Source organism: Halopelagius fulvigenes (genome assembly GCF_055398025.1).
In genome coordinates, this window is sequence record NZ_AP043846.1 from 2,831,710 (window position 1) to 2,857,627 (window position 25,918).

Here is a 25,918-nt window from a genome sequence, read left to right on the forward strand (position 1 = left end):
CTCAGTCGGTTTTGCGGTAGTCGCGCGCGTCCTCCGCCGAGGAGACGACCGAGTCGAGCGTCGCCTTCTTGCTCGTGGATTCGACGGCCGCGTTGAGCGCACCCTCCAACACGGGCGCGTCGGCTATCTCCGCCTCCACGTCGGTCATCTCGAACGCGAGTTCGGTGTTCATCACGGCGCTCCCCAGATCGACGAGGACGACGACGCCGTCGCCGTCGTCGGCCGCCTCGATGGCCTCCTTGATGGCGTTCGCGTCGGTTCCGATGCCGCCGTCCACGTCGCCGCCGGCGACTTCGATGCGCGCCTTCCCGCCGCCCATCTGCCCGGCGATGTCGCGGATGCCCTCCGCCGCCTTCGAACTGTGGGAGACGACGACCAGCCCTATCATTCGTCGTCACCCGGCGTCTCGTCCGGTACCGTCTCGGCGACCGCTTCCGCGTCGGTGTCGCCGTCGAGGTACTCCTCTGCGGTCTTCAGAATCTCCTCCATGATGATGAGCGTGCTCGTCGCGCCGGGGTCCTGGTGGCCGACGGACCGCCAATCGAGGAAGGAGGCGCGGCCCTTCAGCGCCTTGATGGGGACGGTGAACTCGACGCCGCGTTCGGCGGCGTCCACGGCCTTGGCGAACGCCGTCAGCGGCGCTAAGTCGTCCTGTTCGACGGACTTCTTGTACGTGTGGACCGCCGGGGTGAGCGCGTCCACCATCGTCTTCGCGCCGACGGGGGCGTCGCCCCTGTCCTTCACCTTGTCGAGGTACGCCTCCGCGAACGCCACGGACGTCTCGGCGGTGATGCCGTCTTCGAGTTCCTGACTCGCGGTCATGAGCGACCCGCCGTACAGCGGACCCGCCGCGCCGCCGACGTTGCCGATGATGGTCGTCCCCACCGTCTTCACGATGTCGCCGGGCGACATGTCCTCGAAGTCCTCGGTCTTCTCGGCGACGGCCTGAAACCCGCGGTGCATGTTGTTCCCGTGGTCGGCGTCGCCGATGGCGGAGTCGAGGTCTGTGAGGTACGATTTCTCCTCCTCGATGCGCGCCGCGACGTTCTCGACGGCCGCGATGAGTGCCTCGCGTTGAACGGATTCGTCAGCCATACACCGATAGACGGACGCCGGCGGCTTGAAACTACGCTGTCGGTCAGTCTCCGAAAAAGTCCGCGGTTCGTGACGAATCGGATCAGCGCTTCAGGGCGGGCGTATCGACGCTCGCTTCCAGCAGCTCTTTCAGTTCGTCGTCCACGCGGAGGACGGTCACCGAACAGCCCTCCATGTCGAGGGAGGTCATGTAGTCGCCGACCCACGTGTCCCACACGTCGAGTCCGCGGTCCGAGACGATTTCCTGCACTTTCCGGTTGACGATGAACAGTTCCGAGAGGGGCGTCCCGCCCATCCCGTTGACCATGACGACGACTTCCTCTCCGTCTTCGACCTCCAGGTCGTCGAGGACGTTCGTCGTGAGGTGTTCGGCCACCTCGTCGGCGCTCATCAGGTCGGTGCGCTCGGTGCCGGGTTCGCCGTGGATGCCGATGCCGAGTTCGATCTCGTCCTCGCCGAGGTCGAACGTCTCCTCGCCCTTCTCGGGGGTGATACACGACGTGAGCGCCATCCCCATCGTCCGCACGTTGTCGATGGCCTTCTCCGCGACCTCCTTTACCTCCTCTAAACTGCCGCCCTCGGCAGCCTTCGCGCCGGCGACCTTGTGGACGAAGATGGTGCCCGCAACGCCGCGGCGACCGGAGGTGTACAGGGAGTCCTCGACGGCCACGTCGTCGTTGACGACGACCTGTTCGACCTCGACGCCCTCCATGTCGGCCATCTCGGCCGCCGTGTCGAAGTTCATCACGTCGCCCTCGTAGTTCTTGACGACGCAGAGGACGCCCTCGCCGGCGTCGGCGGCCTGCACCATCTCGTCGAGTTCGTTCGCCGTCGGGGAGGTGAACACCTCGCCGGACGCCGCCCCGTCGAGCATCCCGTCGCCGATGAATCCGGCGTGCGTCGGTTCGTGACCGCTCCCGCCGCCGGAGACGACGGCCACCTTCCCCTCGACGGGGCCGTCGGCGCGTACCAGCACCTTCGTCCCCTCCAACCGCCGGAGCCTATCGGGGTACGCCGCCACCATGCCGTCCAACATCTCGTCCACGTAGTCGGACGGGTCGTTGATGAGTTTCTTCATAGTGCATCGTGATAGATGTCCGAAGACGGCAAAAGTGTTCGTGAGAGGGACGTCGGCGTCGGCCGCGAAAACTGGGGACCGCTTCGCGTCTGACGGCCGCACGGCGACGAATCGCTCGGTCGAACCGACCGGACGCCGAGCGGATACCGCCCGAACGCCGACGAGGCGGAAGAGAGTTACTGCGCGGTCTGTTCGGTTTCGAGTCGTTCGATGCCGATGGTGACGGCGACGCCCTCGACGTCCCACTCCTCTACGAGGTCCATGTCGGCGTCCTCCTCGACGTACGCGGCGGTCCGCGTCTCCTCGGCGATGAACTCCCGGTGGCGGTCTACGAGTTCGGCGATTCGGTCGTCGGCCACGTCGATGCTCGCGTGGATCTCCTCCTCGACGTCTAAGTCGAGTTGCTTGCGCATCTCCTGCACGCGGCGGATGACGTCGCGGGCGTACCCCTCGGCTTCGATGTCCTCGGTGAGGGAGGTATCGACGTAGACGGCCCCCCCTTCGAACTCCGCCTCGGAGATGTTCTCCGGCGGTTCGGCGGCGTACTCGACCATCTCGTCGGTGAGGTCGTACGTCTCGCCGTCGACTTCGACGCCGGACTCGACTTCCTCGCGGGTGCGGCCCTTCACGGCCTCCATCACCTTCTGGGCGTCCGCGCCGAACTCGGGGCCGATGACGCCCATCTGCGGTTCGGCGCGTTCGACCAGTTCGTCGAACGCCTCGACGACGCGGAGTTCGCGGGCGTTCACCCGTTCCCCGAGGAGGTCCGAGAGGGCCTCGACGGCCTCGGCCACCTCGTCGTCCTCGGTGGCGACGACGACGCGCGGGACGGGCCACCGCAGTTTTCGGCCGCCCTGTTGGCGGGCGTTGGCGGCGGCCTCCTCGACGCTCCGGAGGACGGCCATGTGGCGTTCAAGTTCCTCGTCGCGCCACTCCTCGTCCACCGTCGGGTAGTCCAAGGCGTGCACCGTCGTCTCGGTGCCGTCGAGAATCTGGTACATCCGCTCGGCGACGTAGGGGGTGAAGGGCGCGACGAGGCGCACCGTCTCCTGCAACACCGTCGAGAGCGTCGCGTACGCGCCGCGCTTGGAGTCGGAGTCCTCCTCCTCCCACATCCGCTCGCGGATGGCCTTCACGTAGAAGCGCGAGACGTCCTGCGTCACGAAGTCCAAGACGGCGTTCAGGGCGTCGTGGACCTCGTAGTCGTCCCACGCGTCGGCGACGTCCGCTTTCACGGTCTGCAGGCGCGACAGCACCCACTCGTCGACGACGGAGAGTTCGCCCGCGGACAGGTCGGCCTCCGCGGGGTCGTAGCCGTCTAAGTCCATGTACGGGAGCGGGAAGCGGAAGACGTTCCAGAAGATGTTGAGCGAGGACTGCATGTCCGCGAGGCCGTCCCACTCGAACGAGAGGTCCGTCCCCTGTTGGTCGTGGCTGAGGAGGTACGCGCGGAGGGGGTCGCGCCCGGCGCGTTCGATGGCCTCCTCGGGCGTGACGATGTTCCCGAGCGACTTCGACATCTTCCGCCCGTTCTCGTCGTTGGCGAACCCGTGCATGACCACCTCGTCGTACGGACTCTCGCCCGTCGCCGCGGTGGACATGCCGAGTTGCGACCAGAACCACCCGCGGGTCTGGTCGTGCGCCTCGACGATGAGGTCCGCGGGCCACAGTTCCTCGTACGCCTCCTCCTCGCTCGGGTAGTCGAGGGTGCCCCACGTCGCGACGGAGGAGTCTATCCAGACGTCGAACACGTCGGGGACGCGTTCGTACGTCTTGCCGTCCTCGGTGATGGTGATGGGGTCCACCGACGGGCGGTGTAAGTCGAGTTCCTCGGGGTCCACGTCCTGGTCGGCGCGTTCGGCGAGTTCCTCGCGCGTCCCCACGACGACGAAGTCGCCGTCGTCGGCCTGCCAGATGGGAAGCGGGATGCCCCAGTAGCGCTGCCGGGAGATGTTCCAATCGGGCGCGTCGGAGACGAAGTCGCGGAAGCGGTTGTCGCGCGCCCACTGCGGGTGCCACTCGGACTCCTCGATGTTGTCGAGGAGTTCGTCTTTGATGTCGGTGACCGTGATGAACCACTGGTCGGTGGCGAGGAAGATGATGTCCGTGTCGCACCGCCAACAGTGGCCGTAGCGGTGTTCGTGTTCGCCGGAGTAGAGCAGATACCCGGCGTCCTCCAAGTCCTCGACGATGGCGGGGTTCGCGTCGCGGACGAACTCGCCGGCGTACGTCCCGGCGGCGTCCGTGAACTCGCCGCGTTGGTCCACGGGGACGTACACGTCAAGTCCGAGTTCCTGCCCGCGGGCGAAGTCCTCCTGGCCGTGGCCGGGCGCGGAGTGGACGAGGCCCGTCCGGTCGGCCTCGACGTACTCTGCGGTGTACACCTGTCCCGCGCCCTCGAAGTCGGCGTAGGCGTTCAGTTCGTCGGCGAGGGGGTGGTCGTACTCCCAGCCCACCATCTCCTCGCCGGAGAGTTCCTCGATGACCTCGTAGTCCTCGTAGCGGCCCTTCTTCAGGGCCTCCTCGACGCACGGTTCCGCGAGGTACAGCACCTCGCTTTCTCGCGGCTCATCGCCGCTCGAACCGTCCGAGGCGCTCTGCGCCTCGCTGTCGCCGCCCTTCCACGCGCGGACCGCTTGGTAGGTCATCTCGCCGTCGACGGCGACGAACGTGTTCGCGGGGATGGTCCACGGCGTCGTCGTCCAGATGACGAGGCTCCCCTCTCGGTCCCGGAGGGGGAACTTCACGTAGATGGAGGGCGACTCTATCTGGTCGTACTCCACCTCGTTCGCGGCGATGGCGGTCTGACACCGCGGGCAGTAGTTGACCGACCGCTTGCCCTGTTCGACCAGTCCGCGCTCGTTCACCTGCCGGAACGCCCACCACGCGGCCTCCATGTACTCCGGCGAGAGCGTCTGGTAGGGGTTCTCCCAGTCCATCCACACGCCGATGGACTGGAAGTCGTCGTCCATCGCCTCGCGGTTGCGGACCGCGAACTCCTTACAGCGGTCGATGAACGGCTCCATCCCGTACTCCTCGATGTCCCGCTTGGTCTCGAAGCCGAGTTCCTCCTCGACTTTGACCTCGATGGGGAGGCCGTGCATGTCGTACCCGGGGCGGTCCGTGACCCGGTGGCCCGTCATGCGCTTGTGCCGGATGACGGCGTCTTTCAGCGTCTTGTTCCACGCCGTCCCGAGGTGCATCTGCCCCGACGTGTACGGCGGGCCGTCGACGAAGAAGAAGGCCGGGTCGTCGGCGTGGGCCTCCTTCGTCGCCTCGTAGGCGTCGTTCTCGTCCCAGTACTCCCCGACCGCGGACTCGACGTCCTCGGGCGCGTACTGGTCTTCGACTTCGTCCATACAGGAACTGAACCGCGAACGTATATCAAATCCGTGGAACCGCGCGCCTCAGGCCGACGACCACGGAGTCGCGGTCGCACTCCCGCCTCGCCGGTTCCCCCTCTCGTCGGAGAGGGTCACCTCGGCGCGCGAGGGCGCGCGGTCGGCCTCGTAGTACATCACCGAGATGGCGACGAGTTCGTCCGCCTCGCGTTCGGCCTCGGTGAGGCGGGACTCCTCGTACCGGGACATCTCCATCGGAAGCGTCGCCGCGGACCACCCGGTCCACTCCGCGCCCGAGGTACTCCGCGGAAGTGCGACGAACGCGTCCTCGGCCGGCATCTTCACCTCGTAGAGGAGCGTAAAGCCGTTCTCGTAGTCCCCGTTCAGCACCTCGTTGTCGAACGACTCCTCCTTCCGGGGGTAGTCGTCGGTGAACAGGTCGGCGTCGCGCGGCGGAGATTCGGTGAAGAGGACGGCGCGAGCGTACTCGTTCGTCTCGGCCGACAGACCGCCGACGACCCACTGCTCTTCGGCGGGGCGAAGCGTCGCACTCGCGTGGCGGGCGAGTATCTGCCCGCTCAGTTCGCGGCGGACGTCCCCGAGACATCCCGAGAGGGCGGCAGTTCCGGCGACGGCGGTTGCGGAGAGGAGGGCTCTGCGGCGCATCGTCGGTACTGTCGCCCGCAGAGTCTTAAGTCCGTATAGAATGGTAATTCTCCCGTGTAGGGTAGACGCCCGGAGCGGACTGTCCACCGCGCCGGTCGTTCTCGACTCCGGCGACGACACTTGAGTGACGCGAGGGCCAACGACGGGGCGTAATGCTCGAACTGTATCAGGCGGAGGGCTGTCCGTACAGCGAGGACGTTCGGAGCAAACTCACCGACTTGGGCGTCTCCTACGTGATTCACAACCCCCGACTGCCGGGTCACGAGGGCGGCGACGTGAAGAACGAACAGACGCACGGCGAACTGACCGCCATCGGCGGCGAGGACCAGATTCCGTTCCTCCTCGACAGGGAACGCGAGGAGGCGGTGTACGAGGCGGACGAAATCGTCGGCTACCTCGAACTCCACTACGAGTGAGCGTCGGCGGACGGGCGCGGCAGTCGGGCCGTCGGACGCCGACGGTCAGAAGTCGGGCAGGTCGTCCGGCGCTTCGTACTCCGACTCCCACGTGATGTACTCCTCTTTCAGCACCTCGCAGACGAGTTGCCCGAACTCGGTGAGTCCGGCGTTGATGCTCGACACCTCCTTCCACGAGGAGAGTTCGGGGTGGACCTCCCGTTCCTTCCAGTCCTCGGGGATGCCCGGCGCGTGGTAGCCCACCCGGTCCGCGAAGTCGTCCCAGAAGAAGTCGAACCGCGAGACCAGATCGAGGTCTGTGACGATGTTCCACTCGTCCTCGGTCATCGACGCGTCGGCGGCCCACTCCTCGAAGGCGTCCTCCCACGCGCCCTCCCGGAGGAGGGTCGAGAGTTGGTCCCGCCTGTAGTCGTCGTCGGCCGAGACGGTCGTGTCGTCGTACTCGTTGGGGTCCACCGCGGACTTCAGCGTCGGTGGCGAGGGCGTCTCCACGTCGAGCGTCATGGGCGGGTGTTGGTCGTCGCGAGGTATAAGCACCGGCGCACTTCCCCGGCGCACTCGCCGTCGTCCGTCCGCCGACGGCGGGCCGCGGGCGACGACCCCTCGACGCCGTGACAGGCGGTACGCTCATCCCTCCGGCGCGAGAACCCGGTTCCACATGACGGACCTGATGGACACCTACATCGAGAACCGCCAGTTGGTCCAACCGAACCACACGAACAACTACGACATGGCCCACGGGGGCAACGTGATGAAGTGGATGGACATCGTCGGCGCACTCTCGGCGATGCGGTTCGCGGGCGAGACGTGCGTCACCGCCCGGATGAATCAGGTCGATTTCGTCCGGCCGATCCCCCGCGGCGACACGGTGTTCATCCAGTCGTACGTCTACGACGCCGGGCGGACGAGCGTCAAGGTGCGACTGAAGGCGTTCCGCGAGGACCCGCAGACCGGCGAACGCGAACCGACCACGGAGTCGTACTTCGTCTACGTCGCCATCGACGACGCGCGGGAACCGACGCCCGTCCCGGAACTCACGGTGAGTTCCGAGCAGGGCGAACGCCTCCGGGACGAAGCGCTCGCCGGCGAGAAGGGGAAACAGGCCGCGGAGAGTAACTGACGTCGTTCAGAACTCGAAGTCGTCGTCACCGGGCGACTCGCCGAGGTCGAATCGCTCCGGCGGTTGCCCCGCGTCGTCCATCACCTCGTCGGAGACGAGGATGGGGCAGTCCACCCTGACCGCGAGGGCCACCGCGTCGCTGGGTCGGGCGTCGAACACGAACTTCCGCGGTTCGCCGTCCTCGTAGCGTTCGGCGTCTATCTTCGCGTAGAACGTCCCGTCGGAGAGGTCGTCGATTCTGATGGTGTCTATCGCGCCGCCGAACTCCGTTATCATCTCCACGAGCAAGTCGTGCGTCAACGGTCGCTCGAACGGTTCGCCCGACAGCGACAGTTGGATGGCCTGCGCCTGGTCGGTGGTGATGATGATGGGGAGGTACTCGTCTCGCGCCCGCAAGATGACCGCCGGGACGTTTCCGCCCTCGGAGTCCATTCCGACGCCGATACCTTTCACCTCGGCCCGGTGATTCATGGTTCAACGTTGGTCGTCCGGGTATGAATACCTACCCCAGCAGCGAGGGGTTAGGAGCGAATACGCCGCGGTTACTCGGTTCTGACGTACCAGATTCCGTACAATACGAGCAGGACCGTCAGGCCGCCGAGGAAGAAGAGCAGTCCCGGCGGCAGACCGGATGCGGCGGCCGCGGACCCGACCCGCGTCGCTTCTGCGGCCGCGCCGTCGCCGCCCGCCGAGGTGGCGATGGTGCCGCCCGCCGCCGTCCCGCGGGTGGCGACCCACTGGACGAGGAGACTCGCCAGTCCGACGAGTCCGATACCCGCAAGCAGGCGGCGAAGCGACGCGACGAGTCCGGTCGTCTCCTCGGAGTCGGCGGCGACGACGACGAGGGGTTTGTCCGAGGGGGCGTACACCTTCATCTCCCTGCCCTTCTCGGAGTAGACGGTGTCCACGACTTCGACCGCACCGGCGTCCTCCAATCGGCCGAGGTGGTACTGGACGTTCTGGAGGGAGGTGTCCACCGCCTCCGCGAGGGCGGCGGCGTTCGCCGGGTCTTCGTGAAGCGTCGCGAGGAGGCGACGCGCCGTCGCGGAGGAGAGCACCGACAGTATCTCGTCAGCGTCGTCGTCGTCTAATCCGATGACGCGGGGACCGGCGTCTACCTCGGTGTCCGATGCGGTACGCAACAGGGGGGCCATGACAGCGACTACGACGTACTGGGATACAAACTTGTTGTCACGCCGGCCGTCACGATTCCCCTCTGCGCCGTTGTGCTATCGGCGTCGCCCGTCAGTCGCCGCCGGCGTCGTCCGCCCCGCCCCCGACGACGACCACCCGCAGGTCGTTGACGTTCGTCCCCGTCGGGCCGGTCCGAATCAGCGCCCCACGGTCCCGGAGGTAGGGGAGGGCGTCGTTCTCGGCGAGTGCCGCCGCCGCCTCGTCTCCGGATTCGACCGTCTCGTCGTCCACTATCGCACCCGCGACGGTCGTTCCGCCGTCCTCGCCGTCGCTGTCGAGGGCGGCGACGACGGCGCGGGCGTCCAGTTCCCGGGCCGCCGAGAGGCAGAACTCCAAGTTCGGACCGCCCTCGCCGTCGCCGCGGACGGTGACGGTGCACTCGCCGCCGGAGAGGACGACGGCGGGCGGCGAGAGGGGGTCGCCCGTCGCCGCCGCCTCCTCCGCGACGGCGGCGTGCGTCTTCGCCGCTTCGCGCGCCTCGCCGCGGACGCGCGAGGAGAGGACGAGGGCGTCGTACCCCCGTTCGCGGGCGGCGTCCCGGGCGGCCGAGAGCGCCGTGTGCCCGTCCGCGAGGATGTGGTTGTGGACCCGTTCGAAGACGGCGTCGCCGCGGGTGGGCGTCTCGGGCACCTCCCCGGCGGCCCCGCGTTCGAGTCTGTCGCGCACCGACTCGGGGACCGAGAGGTCGTAGCGGTCGAGGACGGACAGGGCGTCGTCGTACGTCGTCTCGTCGGGGGCCGTCGGCCCGGAGGCGATGACGCCCAGGTCGTTGCCCACCACGTCGCTGAGCATCAGTCCGACCACCGTCGCGGGCGCGGCGCGTTCGGCGAGTCCCCCGCCCTTGAGCGTCGAGAGGTGCTTGCGGACGGCGTTGAGTTCCGAGATGTCCGCGCCCGACCGGAGGAGTTCGTCGGTGGTCGTCCGCAGGTCCGACAGCGAGATACCCTCGGCGGGCGTCGGAATCACGGCGCTCCCGCCGCCGGTTATCGCCGCGAGGACGAGCGTTCTCTCGTCCGCGGCGTCGAGAATCTCGACGAGTCGGCGGGAACTCTCGACGCCGCGTTGGGAGGGGACGGGGTGGTCGCCCGGCAGTCGCTCGATTCTCCCGCCGTCGTCGCTCGACTCCCCCGACTCGCTCGACTCGCCGGAGTCCTCGGGATTCGGCGTGACGACGGCCCCCGCGTCGATCCTCTCCCCGAGGACGGCCTCGAGGGCGTCCGCGACTCCGTTCGCGGCCTTCCCGCCGCCGACGACGACGATGCGGTCGAAGCCGCCGAGGTCGTACGACTCATCGGCGACCGTGAGCGTCTCGCCGTCGAGCGACACGGAGTCGCGGACGACGCGGTACGGGAGCACCGCTTCGACGGCGTCTCGCAGGCAGGCCAACGCAGTCTCGTGCGCCGGCGTGGGTGCGTCGGCGTCTAACGTGACATCGCGCATACGTGCGACACGCTCCGACAAGGGTAAAAAGCGTGCCCCGAAAGCGGAGTACAATGAGTGAGGAAGCGGCCGGAGAGGGTCGCGTCCGGGTCGTGGGCACCGCCCACGTCTCCGCCGACAGCATCCGAGAGGTCGAAGACGCGATAGAGGAGGACCGACCCGACGTGGTCGCCGTCGAACTGGACGAGGGCCGCTACCGGTCGATGAAGGGCGGGACCCCCGACGACATCGAGCCAGGGGACCTGCTCCGCGGTAACACCGTCTTCCAGTTCATCGCCTACTGGATGCTCTCGTACGTCCAAGCGCAGCTCGGCGAACGGTTCGACGTCGAACCCGGCGCGGACATGCTCGCCGCCGTCGAGACGGCCGAAGAGCTCGGCATCGACGTCGCCCTCGTGGACCGGGACATCCAGGAGACGATGCAGCGCTTCTGGTCGCGGATGAGCCTGATAGAGAAGCTGCAGATGGTCGGCGGCCTCGCCTTCGGACTCGGCGACGTGCGGGGCGTCGGCGTCGTCCTCGGCCTCCTTCTCGGCTTCTTCATCGGGCCCGTGGTCGCCGTCTTCGGCGGCGGTCTCGGCATCGGGATGCCGATTCTCGCCCGCGTCACCGGCGGCGTCGTCGTCGCCGTCGCCGCGGGCGCTCTCGTCTGGATCCTCGGCGCGGCGGCGTTGGACGCCGAGGACCGCGCCCTCGCCGCAGTCGGCGTCGGCGTCGCCCTCGGCGGCGTCGTCGGGTTCGGACTCGGCGTCGCAGATCCGCTCGTCGCGTCGCTGAGCCCGTTCCTCGTCCGCATCGTCGGCAGCATGGCGCTCGGACTCCTGACCGGCGTGACGCTCGGAACCGCCGCGGGCGTCGTCGTCGGCGCGTTCGGGGGCGGCGCGGGCGACGACGTGGAGGACATCGACATGTCGAGGATGACCGACACGGACGTGGTGAGCGCGATGATGGAGGAGTTCCGCGCGTTCTCCCCCGGCGGCGCGGAGGCCCTCATCGACGAACGCGACGCGTACATCGCCCACCGGCTCGTCGGCCTCCGGCAGTCGGGCGCGAACGTCGTCGCCGTCGTCGGCGCGGGCCACCGCGAGGGTATCGAACGCTACCTCGAACACCCCAAGGAACTGCCGCCGATGGCGTCTCTGACGGGGACGACGGCGGGACGCTTTCCGTGGGGCAAGATAGTCGGGACGCTCATCTCGCTCGTCGCGGTGGGGTCGTTCGTCCTGTTGGCGCTCTCGACGGTGGGCAACAGCGCGCTGATCCGGCTGTTCCTCGCGTGGTTCCTCATCAACGGCGTCTTCGCCGCCGGACTCGCGAAGGCCGCCGGGTCGCGGTGGCTCTCCGCCCTCGTCGGCGGCGCCGTCGCGTGGATGACGTCCATCAACCCCCTGCTCGCTCCGGGGTGGTTCACGGGCTACATGGAGCTGCGCCACACGCCGGTGAACGTCAGCGACATCGGCAGGCTCAACGAGCTGCTGAGCGACGAGGAGAGACCGCTCGGCGAACTCGTCTCGGAGATGTTCGACGTGCCGCTGTTCCGCCTCATCATGGTCGTCGCGGCGACGAACGTCGGCAGCATCATCGCCTCCTTGCTGTTCCTCGCGTACGTCCTGCCCCTGTTCGCGCTCGATTTGGGCGGCGCGGAGGGCATCACGCGGCTGATGCTCGAAGGCGCGCGGAACGGCTGGGACATCGTCTGGAGCGCGCTCGTCGGCGGTTCCTGACCCGCAAGGCCCAATTCCCTCCCCCTCCAACGCTTCACGAGACACCACACTCATGAGTACGAACTCGACACTCAGATTCAGCTCCCGCGAGCTCCGCGACCTGTTGGTCGCGTGGGTGGCGCTCGGTCTGGCGTTCGCCATCTTCTTCGCCGGGGGCGGCCAGCGAGCGCTGGCGAACGTCGTGGGCGGCGGCGTCGCCGGGCCGTTCCTCGTCAGCCTGCTCACCGCGGGCGTGGGCTTTCTGCTCCACGAACTCGCGCACAAAGTCGTCGCCGTCCGGTACGGCCAGGTAGCGGAGTTCCGCGCCGACTACGGCATGCTGTTTCTGGCGATAATGAGCGCGATGGTCGGCTTCATCTTCGCCGCGCCGGGCGCGGTGTACCACCGCGGGCGACTCACCGACCGTCAGCACGGCCTCATCGCCCTCGCCGGACCGGTGACGAACCTGCTTTTGGCCGCCGTCTTCGTCCCCGTCTTCGTCGGCGGCGTCACCCTCGGGTCGTCGTTCCTCTCGCTTCTGGGGAGTCGCGGAGTCGTCATCAACCTCTTTCTGGCGGCGTTCAACATGCTCCCGTTCGGCTCCCTCGACGGGAAGACGGTGTTTGGCTGGAGCAAACTGGCGTTCCTCGCCGTCTTCGTGCCCTCGGTTCTCCTGACTGCCGGGGCGTTCCTCTTCGGACTCGGCTTCTGACGACCCGACTCCCCTCTTTCGCGGTTCGCGCCGACTCGACGGGAGGACGGACGAGATGGAACGAGAGGAGAACGGAGGGGAAGACGGAACGAGAGGCAGAGGGAAAGCGAGAGAAGCGGAGGCGGAGAGTCGGAGACGGAGAGGGGGCGGAGACGCCGAAGCGGGTTCGGCGGGCGGGGCGTCGGGAGGGCTGTCGTCACCGGGTTCGCGGAGCGTCTTCAGCGGCCGTGGTCGTGACCGACGACGAGCGCGAAGACGTTCGCCGCCACGAGCGCGGCGAACACGAGCTGTTCGCTCTCGCCGAGGCCGCCGACGAGGAGCGGGAGATAGGCGAAGGGGAGCAGGACTGCCGCCCAGAAGGTGACGGCCTCCATCGACCGGAGACCCATCTTGGCGGCGGTGCTCGCGACGCCGATGCTTCGGCGAAGGGGGGTTTCGTTGTGGGGGGAAGAGACGCTTGACATAGTTGGGACCGTCGTATAATCCGATAGGTCGGCATCCACATATAGGGGTACGAGCGTTGGCCTGAATTTCTGATCGTTCACCGAAACGCGACGTTTCACCGACCTTTCACGAATTGACGAGAGACGTTTAGAAGTTTCACGGAGCGTTCTGAGACAGTCTAATCGTTCACACTATCGGTAGGTTCCGCTGGGCAGTAAGTCACTCTCTAGAGGGGGTCGCGGACCGGGGTAGGCGGGGCCGAACCTCGGACCGACCGAAAGCGGACCGAGCATCTTTTGCACCGGCACCGCGCGGGTTCGCACATGACTGGCACCGGCGCGGGTGGAGACCCCGTCGACGACGAGGAGACCGCGGAACTGACCTACGCCGACGCGGGTGTCGATATCGACGCCAGCGAGGCGGCGACGGCGGCCCTCATCGGGGCCGTCGGCGAGAGCGAGGGCGACTACGCCGGACTGCTCGACATCGGCGACCGGTATCTGGCGCTGGCGACGGACGGCGTGGGGACGAAACTCATCGTCGCGGAGGCCCTCTCGGACTACTCGACGGTCGGCATCGACTGCATCGCCATGAACGTCAACGACCTGGTGGCCGCGGGCGTCCGCCCCGTCGCGTTCGTGGACTACCTCGCCGTGGACCGACCGGACGAGGGGTTCGCCCAGCAGGTCGGCGAGGGCCTCTCCGCCGGTGCCGAGGAGGCCGACATGGAACTCGTCGGCGGCGAGACGGCGGTGATGCCCGAGGTCATCAAGGGGTTGGACCTCGCGGGCACCTGCGCCGGACTCGCGCGGAAGGACGCCATCTTCCCCGGCGAGGCGGAGGCGGGCGACGCCCTCGTCGGGTTCCGATCGTCGGGTATCCACTCGAACGGCCTCACCCTCGCGCGGAAGGCGGCGACGCGGAACCACGAGTACACCGACCCCTGCCCGTTCGAGGGGTACGAGACGGTCGGCGAGGCCCTCTTGGAACCGACGCGCATCTACGCGCACCTCCTGGACCCGATGCGCGAACGCGGCGTCCGCGCCGCCGCGCACGTCACCGGCGGCGGGTGGACGAACCTCGAACGGATGGGCGAGTTCCGGTACGTCGTCGAGGACGCCTTCGACCCCCACCCCGTGTTCGAGTTCGTCCAGTCGGAGGGGAACGTCACGGACGAGGAGATGCACCGCACGTTCAACATGGGGACCGGGTTCGTCGCCGCCCTCCCGCCGGAGGACGCCGAAGCACTCGCCGCCGAGACGGACGGCCGCGTCATCGGGCGCATCGAGGAGGGCGAGGGCGTCTCCGTCCGCGGTCTGGAACTGTAACGCGGAACCGCCTCTCTCCTCTGCCGAGTCGCGCCGTCATCTATCACCGCACCGAAGGTTCATATCCGATACCGCGGTACCGACACCCGTGACCGACCGCAGACCGCCCGCGCCCGACGGCCTCCCCCTCCTCGGCAACGCCGTCGGGTTCGCCCGCGACCCGTTCGGGTTCATCGCCGCCGCCGTGGCCGAACACGGCGACGCGGTCCGACTCTCCCTCCCCGGCGAAGACCGGTACCTGCTGGCGCACCCCGAACACATCGAACGGGCGTTGGTGACCGACCGAGACGCCTTCGCGAAGACCGACGACTTCCGCCTCGCCTTCGGCGAGAGCGTCCTCGCCGTCGAGGGGGAGGCGTGGCGAGAACAGCGAGCGTTACTGGACCCGTTCTTCTTCTTCCGCCGAATCCGCTCGTACGCGCCGCGGATGCGCGCGCAGGCGACGCGGCGGGTCGAGTCGTGGACGCCCGGGGAGACGTACTCCATGGTCGATGAGATGAAGGGACTCACGTTCGACGTCCTCGCTTCGACGCTCCTCGGCCGCGACCCCGCCGGGGACGGCGAGGGCGACGACGCGGAACTCCGCGCCGCCGCCGACAACCTCAACGCGCGCTTTTCGCCCGGGACGTGGGCGCTTCCGGAGTGGGTGCCGACCCGCAACCGCCGGCGGTTCGACGACGCCGTCTCGACGCTCCGGGGGGAAGTAGAGCGACTCCTCCGGGAGGCGGACGCGGCGGGGTCGGACGCCGACGCGGAGGAACCCGACCTGCTCTCGGTGCTCGCGGCGGCGCGCGATGCGGACGGCTACCCCCGAAGCGACGACGACGTGTCGGACCAACTCGTCGGGATGGTGTTCGCCGGCCACGAGACCACCGCTTTGGCGCTGACGTTCGTCTGGTACCTCCTCGCGCGCAACCCGGACGCGCGGGACCGACTCCACGAGGAGGTGGACGCCGTCGTCGGCGACGGGCCGGTGGAGATGTCGCACGTGGCGGACCTGACGTACACCGAACGCGTGTTCAAGGAGGCGCTTCGACTCTACCCGCCCATCCACACGCTCCCCCGCCGGACGACGCGCGAGGTAGCGGCGGGCGACTACCGGATTCCGGCGGGGTCGGAGGTTCTCCTCACGGTGGTGAACGTCCACCGCGACAGTCGGTTCTACGACGACCCGGCGGCGTTCGACCCGGACCGGTGGGCGGAGGAACGCGCCGCCGCGCGGCCAGAGTACGCCTACGCGCCGTTCGGGGCGGGGCCGCGCCGGTGCATGGGGCGCGCGTTCGCCACCGTCGAGGCGAAACTCGTCATCGCGGAGGTGGCGCGCCGCTATCGGTTGGAGTGGGCGGGCGAGGGCGAACTATCGGTCCGCCCGCAGATGACGGTCCAACCGGTCGGCGACGTACCGATGCGGGTGAGAGAACGCTGACGACCGACCGGAGAACAGAGACGCTGGCGGCGCAACCCCGCAGTTCGTCGCGGTGTTAGAGGTGGGCGGCCACGTCCGCCTCGGTGACGATGCCGACGGTTCGGCCCCCCTCGACGACGAGGATGGCGGCGTTGTGGTCGAGGTAGGCGTCTATCTCTTCGAGCGTCGCGGTCGGTTCGACCGTTGTGTACGACTCCCGCATCACCTCGGCGACGGGGAGTTCGCCGACGTTCTCCTCTTGGACGTGGCGGATGTCGCTGTTGGAGATGATGCCGACCGGCGACCCGTCCCGGATGACCGGGAGTTGGGAGAACCCCTCGTCGAGCATCCTGTCTCGGGCGTGGCGGACCGAGTCGTCCGGCGAGATGCTGACGACGGACTCGTTCATCAGGTCCCGCGCGCGGACGACGCTCCCCTCCGCCTCGTCTAAGGCGTTGACGATTCGGCGGAGCGTCGACAGTCGAGGGTCCACGTCGCCGCCCTCGATGCGGGCGATGAGCGGTTGGGACACCCCGGCCATCTCGGCGAGACTGCTCTGCGTCAGGTCCAACGTCTTCCGTCGTTCGCGTAAGTCCTGCGGGGTCGGAAGTTCCATATCTTCTGATTACCAGAGGTTATACGAAAAGGTTTCGGGGACCGCGGTGCCCTACTCGTCGTCGTCCGCTTCGGTTTCGACGACGTCGATGATGTCGAGGGGAACGTCGCGGAGTGCGCCGCCGACTTCGCTCTTCGCGATGCGGGAGGCGTGCTTCTCGCCGTCGGCGTTGAACACGTCGATTTCGAGGAGGAGACCGACGAGCGCCGTGTTGGCGGCGATGAACGCCGAGTCGAACGGTTCGCCGCAGGCGGGACACGGCGTCGCGCCGACTTCCACCTCGACGTACTCCTTGTTCTTGTCGTTCAGGCGCTTGCCCGCCTCGCTGACGGCGACGCCGATGGCGTCGTCGATACCCTCGACGTCGCGGACGAGCCACGCGGCTTCCATCGCTACGAGATAATTGCTCATACTACGTTCTCACGCCGCGGGGTTTCGTGTCTTGTGGTTCGGCTGTCCGGCAGGCGTGCCTTCACGTCCCACGCCCGCGCGGCGGAGACGGTTCGACGCGGCCGAATTCGGATGCGGATACGGACCGCGATAGACAGAAACACGCGCGAGCGTGGCCGAGAACGCGGATGCGACCGAAATCATCCCGATAACTTATGCAGACGAACCCCACTGCTAATGGCGTCCCTACCGAGTGAGGCCGTCGAAGGCCAATAGATTTGTCCGAGGAACAAGTGCGCTTTAATCGCCGTACGGCGTCGGGGTGGCTGCGACGCTCGACGGGGAAGATTTATATGCTACCGTCGCCGCTCGATCGATACTGCGATGTTAAACGCAATGCACAGGGGCGTCACGTTCGTCCTCTATCAGCTCACCCTGATGCTCGGAATCCTCATGATGCCCGTCGCGCTGTTCGCGCGGCGACTCGGCGTCAGCCTCCCGGTCGGCCGACTCGTCGAAGCCGCTGGGACGGCGTACGAGCGTGCGGACTCCCGAAGCGGGCGCAGGTGAACTGAACGCCGCGTCGTTCTGCAGCGACACTCGAACACGGCGAGCGGCCGCGCTCTCTCCGGCCTCTCGTCCCCCGGTTTTCGACCGTCAGACGATACGGGCAACAGAGGTTGTAAGGGTTGCATTTATCAGCGCAGGGCTGCAAGGTCGGGTAATGCGAACTCCGAGCGACGACATCTCTGGCCGCCTCGACCCGCTGAACGGCGACCACTCCAACGTGTTCGCGCCGGAACTCGGCGAGTTCCCCAACGCGAACGAACGAGCGAATCAGATGGGCGACAAAGAGACGAAGACCGGGACGACGACCGTCGGCCTGAAGACGGACGAGGGCGTCGTCCTCGCCACCGACATGCGCGCGAGCCTCGGTCACATGGTCTCCTCGAAGGACGTCCAGAAGGTCGAGGAGATTCACCCGACGGGCGCGTTGACCATCGCCGGGTCCGTCTCGGCGGCGCAGTCGCTCATCCGGTCCATCCGCGCGGAGGTGCGCCTCTACGAGTCGCGCCGCGGCGAGGACATGAGCATGAAGGCGCTCTCGACGCTCCTCGGTAACTTCCTGCGCTCCGGGGCGTTCTACATCGTCCAACCCATCCTCGGCGGCATCGACGACGAGGGCGCGCACATCTACAGCATCGACCCCGCGGGCTCCATCCTCGAAGAGGAGTACACCGTCACCGGGTCGGGCAGCCAGTACGCCCTCGGTGTGCTCGAACAGGAGTACGACGAAGGCCTGAGCATCGACGAGGCGAAGACGGTGGCCGCCCGCGCCATCCAGAGCGCCGTCGAACGCGACCTCGCCTCCGGGAACGGCATCAACGTCGCCGTCGTCACCGAGGAGGGCGTCGATATCACGCGGCACAAGGACTTCACGGACCTCCTGTAAGTCGGCCCGGCCGCGGAGAACAGTCGCAGTCGCTCCCTTTCACAACCAGTCTACGAACGATCCGTCGACGAGCGTCTCGCTCTGCCGTCGGATGTACTCCCGTTGCATCGACGTGACGGCGTCCTCGAACGACGCGCCGTCGGCGAGTGCCTCCCGAACCCGGGTCACCTTCCACGTCGCGGGCGTACACCCCGAATCGAGGCGCGCGCGCAACGGTTCGAGGTAGTAGTCCGCCTCCTCGTCCGAACACCCCGCAGAGCGGAGTCCGTCGGCGGCGTGGGCCAATAGGTCCTCGTAGACGCTCTCTCTGTCGATCGTCTCCTCGCCGGCGTTCGTTATCCAGCGTTGGCCGCTCTCTAGCCCGTCGCGCATCGCCGAGTAGAAGTTCTCCCGCGCGGTGGCCCAGTTCTGGTCGATGACCGGGTGTTGGCGCGTCGGGAGACTCTCCATCAACCCCGCGAACGCCGCTTGGAACGCGATGGAGTCGCGCACCGTCGGTTGGGCCGCGACGGGGCGGAACTCGATGCGGGCGTTCGCCGAGGACTTCGTCGCGCCCTCGAACACCGGGCGAACCCACCGCCAGAACGTGCCGTGTTTCCGCCGCAGGGTGGCGAAGGAGTCGTCGAACCGGTCGCCGCGGGGGACGGGCATCGGCACCGTCGTCGCGTCCTGCGCGACGCGGTCCACCGCCTCCTCGATGTCCGAGAGGTCCTTCGGGAAGCGCACCTTCTCCGTGTCGCCGGTGTTGAGGACGGACTCGAAGACGACGATTCGGTTCTCCATGTAGCCGTCTTCGAGAATCTTCTGTGCGCCCACGTCGTCGTAGAGGTCCGGCGGGAAGAACGGCGAGTTCACGCCGAGAGCCAAGAGCGGTCCGGCGATTCGGAGTGCGTAGTTGAAGTACGTCGGCAGGTCGGCGGCGTGCGCCACCTGGTAGTGCGGTTGGACGGAGGTGATGAGCGACTCGGGCATCACCGTGTCCGCTTCGAGGTGGACGTGCGGCGCGTCGACGCTCATCGTGTCCGGCACGTTCGGCCCGTTCGCCATCGCGTGGTACCGGACGGAGTCGCTCATGTTCGTCGCGACGCGCACGTCCTCGAAGCTGACGCTGTCGGTGAGGTACCCGCGGGCCGTCTCCCCCGCCGGAGGGATGGTCCAGAGGCCGTCGCTGACGAGGCGTATCCCCTCCGAACCCGTGCAGTCCAGCGCCGCCGAGAGGCGGGAGCGAACCTCCGCCTCCTGCGCGCGGAGTCCGTGGGGGTTCAGCGGTTGCGGACTCGTCGTCATCTCGGCGTTGTGGAGGCCCAACTCCTTTTCGAACCCCATGAGTTCGAGGAGTCGTCGCGGAACGCGCATCAGGGCGTGGACGCCCTCGTCGTCCTCGCCGCTCGCGGACCACCGACCGTCTGCGACGGCGTAGAACTCGTACTCGAATCCGACGATGGACTGGTGGTTGTCGAACGTCCCGTCGGCGAGTTCCGACTTCACCACGTCCGCGTCCGCCCGCGCCTGCGCCTCGTACTCCTCGGGATCCACGGTGAGTGCGTCCTCTACGCGCGCCGCGAGGTCGTCGCTCATACCCTCCCGTCTGAAGGGAAGTCGTATGAATCCGGTGGCTACGCGGCGCAGTGTCAACGACGACCACACCCCGCCGGTCGCGGGTTCGCGCCCGCGCCGTCCCGCGGTCGGAGCGAGTCGGCGGACTTTTTCGCTCCCGACGGCTACACCGGATCGATGGAGTTCGCCGAGTTCGCCGCCCGCGCGTCGGAGATGGAAGGAGAGCCGGCGGACCTCGCCACCGTGGCGCTGGTCCGCGACCTGTTCCGCGACGCCGGCGACGACCTGCCCGTCGTCGTCCGCTTCGCGCAGGGCCGGGTGTTCCCGGCGTGGGATTCGACCACGCTCGACATCGGCCCGCGCCTCCTCCACGAGGCCATCGCCCGCGCGGCGGGGACGAACGTGACCGCAGACGACGTAGAAGACGAACTCGCGGACATCGGGGAGATCGGGTCCGTCGCGGAGAGCTACGAGTTCGGCGGACAGCGGGGGCTGGCCGCGTTCGCCGGCGGGACGGACGGCCTCACCGTCGCGGAGGTGGACGAGACGCTCCGGGAGGTGGCCGCCGCCGACGGCGAGGGGAGCGAAGACCGCAAGCTGAGCGCGCTGTTCGGCCTGTTCAACCGCTGTTCGCCCGAGGAGGCGAAGTTCCTCGCCCGCCTCGTCCTCTCGGAGATGCGCATCGGCGTCGGCGAGGGGACGGTCAGAGACGCCATCGCCGAGGCGTTCCTCGCCGAGGCGGACTCGGAGGACGGCGGCGCGGATTCGGCCGCCGAGGCGGACGAAGAGGAAGCGAGCGCCGACGAGGAGGCGGACGAGAGCGACGAGGACGAAGACGAGGGGCCGACGATGCGGGCGACGGACGACGAACTCGCCGCCGTCGAGCGGGCCCTGCAGGTGTCGAACGACTACGGGATGGTGGCGACGGTGGCGCGCGACGGGGGCGAGTCGGGTCTCGCCGAGGTGCGCCTCGACGTGGGCCGCCCGGTGCAGGCGATGCTGGCGCAGGCGGGCACCGTCACGGACGCCTTAGACGAGTGGGAGGCGGCCGCCGTGGAGACGAAGTTCGACGGCGCGCGGGTGCAGGTCCACTACGACGAGGCGGCCGACGAGGTGTCGCTGTACTCCCGGAACATGGACGACGTGACGGACCCGTTGCCGGAAGTCGTCGAGTTCGTGGAGGCGCACGTCGAGGAGTCGGTCATCCTAGACGGGGAAGTCGTCGCCATCGACGAGGAGGGCGACCCCCTGCCGTTTCAGGAGATTCTCCGCCGGTTCCGCCGCAAGCACGACGTGAGTCGGATGCGCGAGGAGGTTCGCGTCGAACTCCGCGCGTTCGACTGCCTCCACGCCGACGGCGAGGACCTGCTAGACGCGCCGTTGACCGTCCGGCACGAGCGTCTGACCGACGTTCTCGGCGGGACGGGCGCGGTGTCGGAACTGCTCGTCTCCGCGGACGCCGACGAGATAGCCGCCTTCGAGGAGCGAGCGTTGGAGGCGGGCCACGAGGGAATCATGCTGAAGAACCCCGACTCGGCGTACTCGCCCGGCAACCGGGGGAAGAACTGGCTGAAGCGAAAGCCCGACGTGGAGACGTTGGACCTCGTGGTCACGGGCGCGGAGTGGGGCGAAGGCCGGCGCGCGAAGTTCCTCGGGACGTTCCTGCTGTCCGCCCGCGCCGACGACGGCTACGAGACCATCGGGAAGGTGGCGACGGGCATCACCGACGAGAAACTCGCGGAACTGACGGAACTGCTCGAACCCGAGATACGGGCGGAGGAGGGCCAAGAGGTGGACCTCCGGCCCTCGGTCGTCTTCGAGGTGGGCTACGAGGAGATACAGCGCTCGCCGACGTACACCTCGGGGTACGCCCTCCGGTTCCCGCGGTTCGTCTCCGTCCGCGAGGACAAAGACCCCGAGGACGCCGATTCGCTCGAACGCGTCGAACGCCTCGCCGACGGGCAGTGACGGGGCGACCCCCCGGGTGACGCCTCGATGACGCTTCCACAACGGGTTATTACCCGCGGTCTGTAGAGGGAGGCATGACCGTTCGACACCGCGACCTCTCGGTTTCGTGGCTCGGGTACGCCACCACCCGCATCGAGACGCCCGACGGCTTCGTCGCCTACCTCGACCCCGGCCGGTACGGCGTCTTAGACGACTACTACGCCCGGGACGGCGACCTGGTCTGCATCACCCACGACCACCACTACGACTCCGACGCGGTCGAACGGGTGGCCGACGAGGACGCCACCGTCGTCGCGTTCGAGGCCGTGGACGCCGCGAACATCGACCGCGACGTGACGCCCGTCGAAGACCTCCCCTACGAGACGGTGCGCGTGGGTCAGGAGGACCACCTCGCGGTCGGTCCGGCGGACGTCTGGAGCGTCCCGGCGTACAACGAACCCGACGGCCCCCACGTGAACGACGACGGGAGCGTCACCCACCCCGAGGGGTTCGGGTGCGGCTACCGCCTCTCCGTGGACGGAACCTCCTTCTTCTGGCCCGGCGACTCCGACGCCCTCGACGGCTTCGAACGCCTCTCGGTGGACGTGTTCCTCGCCAACATCGGCGGGACCGGCGTGATGGACCGCCACGAGGCCGCCGACCTCGCGGAGGCGCTCGACCCCGAACTCGTCCTCCCGATTCACTACAACACCATCGACATCCTCACCGCCGACCCGAAGGCGTTCGCCGCTGACGTCGCCTCCCGCGGCGTCCCCGTCGTCATCGACGACCCCGAGGAACGTCCGGTCTGAGCCGTTCCCCGAACCCGCGAACCGCGGAAAGGATTTTGCGCCGGCGGACCGTCGTGACCGATAGATGATACAACCGGCGACCGATCCCACCGACCACGGGTGGATCGACGGGCGTCTCCCCTACTACCGCGTGGGCGACGGTCCGAAGACGCTCCTCTTCGTTCCCGGGCTGAACGACGCGTTCGGCGGGCGCGCGGACTGGCGAATCGCGCAGGTGTTGGGACAGGCGTACCGCGGGTTCACCGACGAGTACACCGTCTGGACGGTGAGTCGGCCCCGCGGCCTCGACTCGGGGACGACGACGCGCGACCTCGCGGGGTCGTACGCGACGGTCCTCGACGAACTCGGCGGCGCGGACGTTCTCGGCTACTCGATGGGCGGGTTCGTCGCCCAGCACCTCGCCGCGGACTACCCGGACCTCGTGGACCGCCTCGTCGTCGGCGCGTCGGCCGACAGACTCGGCGAGAAGGGCGTCTCTATCGTCGAAGAGTGGCGCGAACTGGCCGAGAACGGCGAGTGGAGTCGGCTCTACGACTCCGTCACCCGGGAGGGGTACGTGGGGTGGCGACAGAGCGTCTATCCGCGGGTGGTTCGCGCCTTCGGCGGGGTGTTCTCCCCGCCGGTTCCCTCCGACGTGGTCGTCTCCTGCGACGCGTGTCTCGAACACGATACCGGCGACCGCCTCGGCGACGTCGACGTGCCGACGCTGGTCGTCGGCGGGACGGAGGACCGACTGTTTCCGGAGTCGCGCCTGCGGGCGACGAAGGAGGGAATCCCCGGCGCGAAACTCGCCCTCCTCCGCGGGGCGGGCCACGCCGCGATGGACGAGAACCACGACCAGTTCACCGGCGTCGTGCGGCGGTTCCTCCGGGGCGAATCCCTCTGACGGGCCGGGAAAACCTAAGTCCGACCGCCCGGCAGTCGAACGTATGGCACGAGAGGTGCGGCACGACGCGACCGGGCCGCTGAAAATCGACGGGGACGACATCGACGAGGAGTACGGCGACGTCGCCATCTGTCTGTGCGGACTCTCGGCTGACCGGCCGTTCTGCGACGGGTCGCACCGAGCGACCCGCGACGAAGACGAGGGGACGGTGTACGAGTACGAGGGCGACGACGACGAGAACCCGCGGCGCGAGATAGCCGAGATACTGTACGTCGGCGAACGGGACGCTCCCGACGCCGAGGGCGAGTCCGCGAGGGAACGACCGTGAGCGAACGCGAGGACGCGAGTGCGGACGCGGAATCGGTGCGACGAACGCGGACGACGGCGGCGGACGGTCGAACCGTCGCGTACGCCGAGTTCGGCGACGCGGGCGGCGACCCCGCCTTCTTCTTCCACGGGACGCCCGGGTCGCGTCTCTCGGGGAGTCTCCTCGCCGAGGCGGCCCGCGAACGCGGCGTCCGCCTCCTCTGTCCGGACCGCCCGGGCATCGGGGGGACGGACCCCCTTCCGGAGGCTTCGCTGGCGGAACGGGCGGCGGACGCTCTCGCCGTCGCCGACGGTGCGGGGGTCGGTTCGGTCCCCGTACTCGGGTTCTCCGGCGGCGCGCCGCACGCCCTCGCCCTCGCGGCGACGCACCCGAGTCGCGTCTCGAAGCTGTCGCTCGTCTGCCCGCCGTCGCCGCCGGACGCGCCGACGGGCGACACCGCCGCGGAGTTGCGCGTTCTCTCCGCTCTCGGCCGGTACGCGCCGTTCCTCTTACGACCCCTGTTGGCCGCGCAGGCCAGGACGCTCGGAGACGCCCCGCCGGAGACGGTGGCGTCGCTGTACGGCGACCCCGACGGCGTTCGAGCGGTCGTCTCCGACCCCGAGGGCGTCTTCGAGACGCTGGCGGCCGACTTCGAGGCGGCGTTCCGGTGCGGGGCGGCGGGAGTCGCCCGAGAGACGCGTCTGTTCGAGCGTCCGTGGGGGTTCGACCCGGGCGAGGTGACCGTCGAGACGGCGGTGCGCTACGGGCGGGCGGACAGAAACGCGACGGCGACGGCGGCGCGGTGGCTGGCCGAGCGGATTCCGGACGCGAAAAGCGACGCGTACGACGGCGACCACCTGACGGCGTTCCTCCGCGCGAGGGGAGACGCGGTGGCGGAGTTGTCGTGACCGCTCAGATGACGCCCATCTCGTCGAGACGAGTGGGCAGGTACTCGTCGGTCACGAAGTCCAGACCGCGGGAGGCCAGCGCCTGCTGTTCGGCCTTCTTCTCGATGTCGAGTTGGAGCTCTATCTGCTCGGTCCAGTAGTCGGACTGGAAGCGCGGGTCGTCAAGCTCCGACTGCAGGGCGTTCACGTCCGAGTCCGAGAGGGGGTCCGTCGGCAGGTCGTACTCCACGATGTCGCGGGGTTGGATGCCGACGAACTGCGCTTCGGGCGTCGCGAGGTACTCAGAGAGGTGCGCGGACTTGATCGACCCGTAGGCGACCGACCCGTAGATGCGGTACGACCACGGGTCGCCGTCGGTGAAGACCACGACGGGCAGGTCGAGTTCGTCGTGCAGGCGCTTGGTGATGCGGCGCGTCGCGCGGGCGGGTTGCCCCTTCAGGTGGACGATGAGGGCGTTGTAGTCCGCGTCGAAGCCGTTCTCGATGAGGCGGTCGCGCATACCGCCGGTCTCCACGCAGAGGATGAAGTCGATGTCGTGGTCGAGGAACTCGATGGTGTCGGGGTTGTTCGGAATCTGGTAGCCACCTTCGCCCACGTCCTCTTGGCAGTGAATCTCGCGTTCCCCGCGGCGGGTCTGCTCGCGGAGTTCGAGCGGACCCATGAGCGTCGCGCCGGACTCCTCCGGGCGCATGTGGAAGTCCTCGCGGGTGACCTTCGAGACGATTTCGAGGTCCTCTATCAGCTGGTTCGACTCGTCTTGGTCGTTGAAGTGCGCCTCTTCGGCGTCCCACGACTCCGAGAGGTAGTAGAGTTCACGCAGGGTCGAAGAGCGGTCCTCTTCGAGTTGGCGGACGAGGAACTCGATGGCGTACGTCGCCTTCAGCAGTTTCCGCGCCCCGCGGACGCTGTTGGCGGAACGGGTCGATTTGCGGTCGCCGTACACCCACACCTTCGAGTCCTCGTCGAAGACGATGTTGCTCTTCGTCCGCGTGGGGATGTCCATGTGGGGGATGTCCCCCTGGTCGAACTGGTCGTAGAACTCAATGGCGAGGTCGATGAGACGTTCGCGCGCGAGGTCGTCGTCTAGTTTCGTGCTCATT

At 68.1% G+C, this 25,918-nt stretch carries 27 protein-coding genes; 13 read left to right on the forward strand and 14 right to left on the reverse strand.

Annotated features, from left to right (window positions below):
* Window position 1: 1 nt before the first annotated feature.
* The 5 genes from dhaM to ACZ522_RS19625 all read right to left on the reverse strand — a co-directional run bounded on the left by dhaM (window position 2) and on the right by ACZ522_RS19625 (window position 6,180).
* Window positions 2–388, reverse strand: coding sequence for a dihydroxyacetone kinase phosphoryl donor subunit DhaM (gene dhaM / locus ACZ522_RS19605; RefSeq protein ID WP_379695749.1), 387 nt, complete (start codon window positions 386–388; stop codon window positions 2–4).
* Window positions 385–1,095 carry a dihydroxyacetone kinase subunit DhaL gene (dhaL, locus tag ACZ522_RS19610; RefSeq protein ID WP_379695747.1) on the reverse strand — a complete coding sequence of 237 codons (711 nt, stop codon included), beginning with the start codon at window positions 1,093–1,095 and terminating at the stop codon, window positions 385–387. The genes dhaM and dhaL overlap by 4 nt, the downstream gene beginning before the upstream one ends.
* A gap of 82 nt (window positions 1,096–1,177) precedes the next feature.
* On the reverse strand, window positions 1,178–2,173 hold the full coding sequence (dhaK, locus tag ACZ522_RS19615; RefSeq protein ID WP_379695745.1) for a dihydroxyacetone kinase subunit DhaK: 996 nt from the start codon (window positions 2,171–2,173) through the stop codon (window positions 1,178–1,180).
* 176 nt (window positions 2,174–2,349) lie between these two features.
* Entirely contained in the window at window positions 2,350–5,532 is a 3,183-nt protein-coding gene (ileS, locus tag ACZ522_RS19620; protein ID WP_379695743.1) for an isoleucine--tRNA ligase, read from the reverse strand.
* Between the two features lie 48 nt (window positions 5,533–5,580).
* Complete coding sequence (locus tag ACZ522_RS19625; RefSeq protein WP_379695741.1) at window positions 5,581–6,180, reverse strand: hypothetical protein; 600 nt, start codon at window positions 6,178–6,180, stop codon at window positions 5,581–5,583.
* Window positions 6,181–6,332: 152 nt separating this feature from the next.
* Here ACZ522_RS19625 and ACZ522_RS19630 point away from each other — a divergent pair, with 152 nt between their 5' ends.
* Window positions 6,333–6,596 carry a glutathione S-transferase N-terminal domain-containing protein gene (locus ACZ522_RS19630; protein ID WP_379695739.1) on the forward strand — a complete coding sequence of 88 codons (264 nt, stop codon included), beginning with the start codon at window positions 6,333–6,335 and terminating at the stop codon, window positions 6,594–6,596.
* A gap of 45 nt (window positions 6,597–6,641) precedes the next feature.
* Here the strand turns inward: ACZ522_RS19630 and ACZ522_RS19635 are convergent, their stop codons facing one another.
* Entirely contained in the window at window positions 6,642–7,100 is a 459-nt protein-coding gene (locus ACZ522_RS19635) for a hypothetical protein (RefSeq protein ID WP_379695737.1), read from the reverse strand.
* Window positions 7,101–7,254: 154 nt separating this feature from the next.
* Between ACZ522_RS19635 and ACZ522_RS19640 the strand changes: the two genes are divergently transcribed.
* A complete protein-coding gene (locus ACZ522_RS19640; protein ID WP_379695734.1) occupies window positions 7,255–7,716 on the forward strand; it encodes an acyl-CoA thioesterase in 462 nt (153 codons plus the stop codon).
* Between the two features lie 6 nt (window positions 7,717–7,722).
* On the opposite strand, the gene ACZ522_RS19645 is transcribed toward ACZ522_RS19640, so the two are convergent.
* The 3 genes from ACZ522_RS19645 to ACZ522_RS19655 all read right to left on the reverse strand — a co-directional run bounded on the left by ACZ522_RS19645 (window position 7,723) and on the right by ACZ522_RS19655 (window position 10,350).
* Entirely contained in the window at window positions 7,723–8,187 is a 465-nt protein-coding gene (locus tag ACZ522_RS19645; protein ID WP_092534988.1) for a bifunctional nuclease family protein, read from the reverse strand.
* 71 nt (window positions 8,188–8,258) lie between these two features.
* A complete protein-coding gene (locus tag ACZ522_RS19650; RefSeq protein WP_379695732.1) occupies window positions 8,259–8,870 on the reverse strand; it encodes an ArsR/SmtB family transcription factor in 612 nt (203 codons plus the stop codon).
* Window positions 8,871–8,961: 91 nt separating this feature from the next.
* On the reverse strand, window positions 8,962–10,350 hold the full coding sequence (locus tag ACZ522_RS19655) for a glycerate kinase type-2 family protein (RefSeq protein WP_379695730.1): 1,389 nt from the start codon (window positions 10,348–10,350) through the stop codon (window positions 8,962–8,964).
* A 53-nt stretch (window positions 10,351–10,403) separates the two neighbouring features.
* Between ACZ522_RS19655 and ACZ522_RS19660 the strand changes: the two genes are divergently transcribed.
* Together ACZ522_RS19660 and ACZ522_RS19665 are read left to right on the forward strand one after the other, a co-directional pair.
* Complete coding sequence (locus ACZ522_RS19660) at window positions 10,404–12,074, forward strand: TraB/GumN family protein (protein WP_379695729.1); 1,671 nt, start codon at window positions 10,404–10,406, stop codon at window positions 12,072–12,074.
* Between the two features lie 52 nt (window positions 12,075–12,126).
* Window positions 12,127–12,765 carry a zinc metalloprotease gene (locus ACZ522_RS19665; RefSeq protein WP_379695727.1) on the forward strand — a complete coding sequence of 213 codons (639 nt, stop codon included), beginning with the start codon at window positions 12,127–12,129 and terminating at the stop codon, window positions 12,763–12,765.
* Window positions 12,766–12,983: 218 nt separating this feature from the next.
* On the opposite strand, the gene ACZ522_RS19670 is transcribed toward ACZ522_RS19665, so the two are convergent.
* Entirely contained in the window at window positions 12,984–13,229 is a 246-nt protein-coding gene (locus ACZ522_RS19670; RefSeq protein ID WP_379695725.1) for a DUF8028 family protein, read from the reverse strand.
* A gap of 303 nt (window positions 13,230–13,532) precedes the next feature.
* Between ACZ522_RS19670 and purM the strand changes: the two genes are divergently transcribed.
* Both purM and ACZ522_RS19680 read left to right on the forward strand, forming a co-directional pair.
* Window positions 13,533–14,537: a phosphoribosylformylglycinamidine cyclo-ligase gene (gene purM, locus ACZ522_RS19675; protein WP_379695723.1), complete on the forward strand. Its 1,005-nt coding sequence runs from the start codon at window positions 13,533–13,535 to the stop codon at window positions 14,535–14,537.
* A gap of 88 nt (window positions 14,538–14,625) precedes the next feature.
* Window positions 14,626–15,963: a cytochrome P450 gene (locus ACZ522_RS19680; protein ID WP_379695721.1), complete on the forward strand. Its 1,338-nt coding sequence runs from the start codon at window positions 14,626–14,628 to the stop codon at window positions 15,961–15,963.
* A 55-nt stretch (window positions 15,964–16,018) separates the two neighbouring features.
* Here the strand turns inward: ACZ522_RS19680 and ACZ522_RS19685 are convergent, their stop codons facing one another.
* The gene (locus ACZ522_RS19685) at window positions 16,019–16,558 is read right to left on the reverse strand and encodes a CBS domain-containing protein (RefSeq protein WP_379695719.1); all 540 of its coding nucleotides are present in this window, start codon (window positions 16,556–16,558) and stop codon (window positions 16,019–16,021) included.
* A gap of 51 nt (window positions 16,559–16,609) precedes the next feature.
* Window positions 16,610–16,969: a DUF555 domain-containing protein gene (locus ACZ522_RS19690; RefSeq protein ID WP_379695717.1), complete on the reverse strand. Its 360-nt coding sequence runs from the start codon at window positions 16,967–16,969 to the stop codon at window positions 16,610–16,612.
* Window positions 16,970–17,332: 363 nt separating this feature from the next.
* On the opposite strand from ACZ522_RS19690, the gene ACZ522_RS19695 reads away from it, so the two are divergent.
* Complete coding sequence (locus ACZ522_RS19695) at window positions 17,333–17,518, forward strand: hypothetical protein (RefSeq protein WP_379695715.1); 186 nt, start codon at window positions 17,333–17,335, stop codon at window positions 17,516–17,518.
* A gap of 154 nt (window positions 17,519–17,672) precedes the next feature.
* Complete coding sequence (gene psmB / locus ACZ522_RS19700; protein WP_379695713.1) at window positions 17,673–18,401, forward strand: archaeal proteasome endopeptidase complex subunit beta; 729 nt, start codon at window positions 17,673–17,675, stop codon at window positions 18,399–18,401.
* A 39-nt stretch (window positions 18,402–18,440) separates the two neighbouring features.
* Here the strand turns inward: psmB and ACZ522_RS19705 are convergent, their stop codons facing one another.
* On the reverse strand, window positions 18,441–19,979 hold the full coding sequence (locus tag ACZ522_RS19705) for a glutamate-cysteine ligase family protein (RefSeq protein WP_379695711.1): 1,539 nt from the start codon (window positions 19,977–19,979) through the stop codon (window positions 18,441–18,443).
* A gap of 156 nt (window positions 19,980–20,135) precedes the next feature.
* Between ACZ522_RS19705 and ligA the strand changes: the two genes are divergently transcribed.
* The 5 genes from ligA (at window position 20,136) to ACZ522_RS19730 (ending at window position 24,818) form a co-directional block, all read left to right on the forward strand.
* The gene (gene ligA / locus ACZ522_RS19710) at window positions 20,136–21,926 is read left to right on the forward strand and encodes an ATP-dependent DNA ligase LigA (protein ID WP_379695709.1); all 1,791 of its coding nucleotides are present in this window, start codon (window positions 20,136–20,138) and stop codon (window positions 21,924–21,926) included.
* A 74-nt stretch (window positions 21,927–22,000) separates the two neighbouring features.
* On the forward strand, window positions 22,001–22,717 hold the full coding sequence (locus ACZ522_RS19715) for an MBL fold metallo-hydrolase (RefSeq protein ID WP_379695707.1): 717 nt from the start codon (window positions 22,001–22,003) through the stop codon (window positions 22,715–22,717).
* 64 nt (window positions 22,718–22,781) lie between these two features.
* Window positions 22,782–23,603, forward strand: coding sequence for an alpha/beta fold hydrolase (locus tag ACZ522_RS19720; RefSeq protein ID WP_379695705.1), 822 nt, complete (start codon window positions 22,782–22,784; stop codon window positions 23,601–23,603).
* 43 nt (window positions 23,604–23,646) lie between these two features.
* Window positions 23,647–23,931, forward strand: a complete 285-nt coding sequence (locus tag ACZ522_RS19725; protein ID WP_379695703.1) for a CDGSH iron-sulfur domain-containing protein — start codon at window positions 23,647–23,649, stop codon at window positions 23,929–23,931.
* A complete protein-coding gene (locus tag ACZ522_RS19730) occupies window positions 23,928–24,818 on the forward strand; it encodes an alpha/beta fold hydrolase (RefSeq protein WP_379695701.1) in 891 nt (296 codons plus the stop codon). Before ACZ522_RS19725 ends, ACZ522_RS19730 begins: the two co-directional genes overlap by 4 nt.
* A gap of 4 nt (window positions 24,819–24,822) precedes the next feature.
* Here ACZ522_RS19730 and ACZ522_RS19735 read toward each other — a convergent pair whose 3' ends face one another.
* Window positions 24,823–25,917 (reverse strand): DNA topoisomerase IV subunit A, encoded by a 1,095-nt coding sequence (locus ACZ522_RS19735; protein ID WP_379695699.1) that lies wholly within the window; start codon window positions 25,915–25,917, stop codon window positions 24,823–24,825.
* Window position 25,918: the final 1 nt, after the last annotated feature.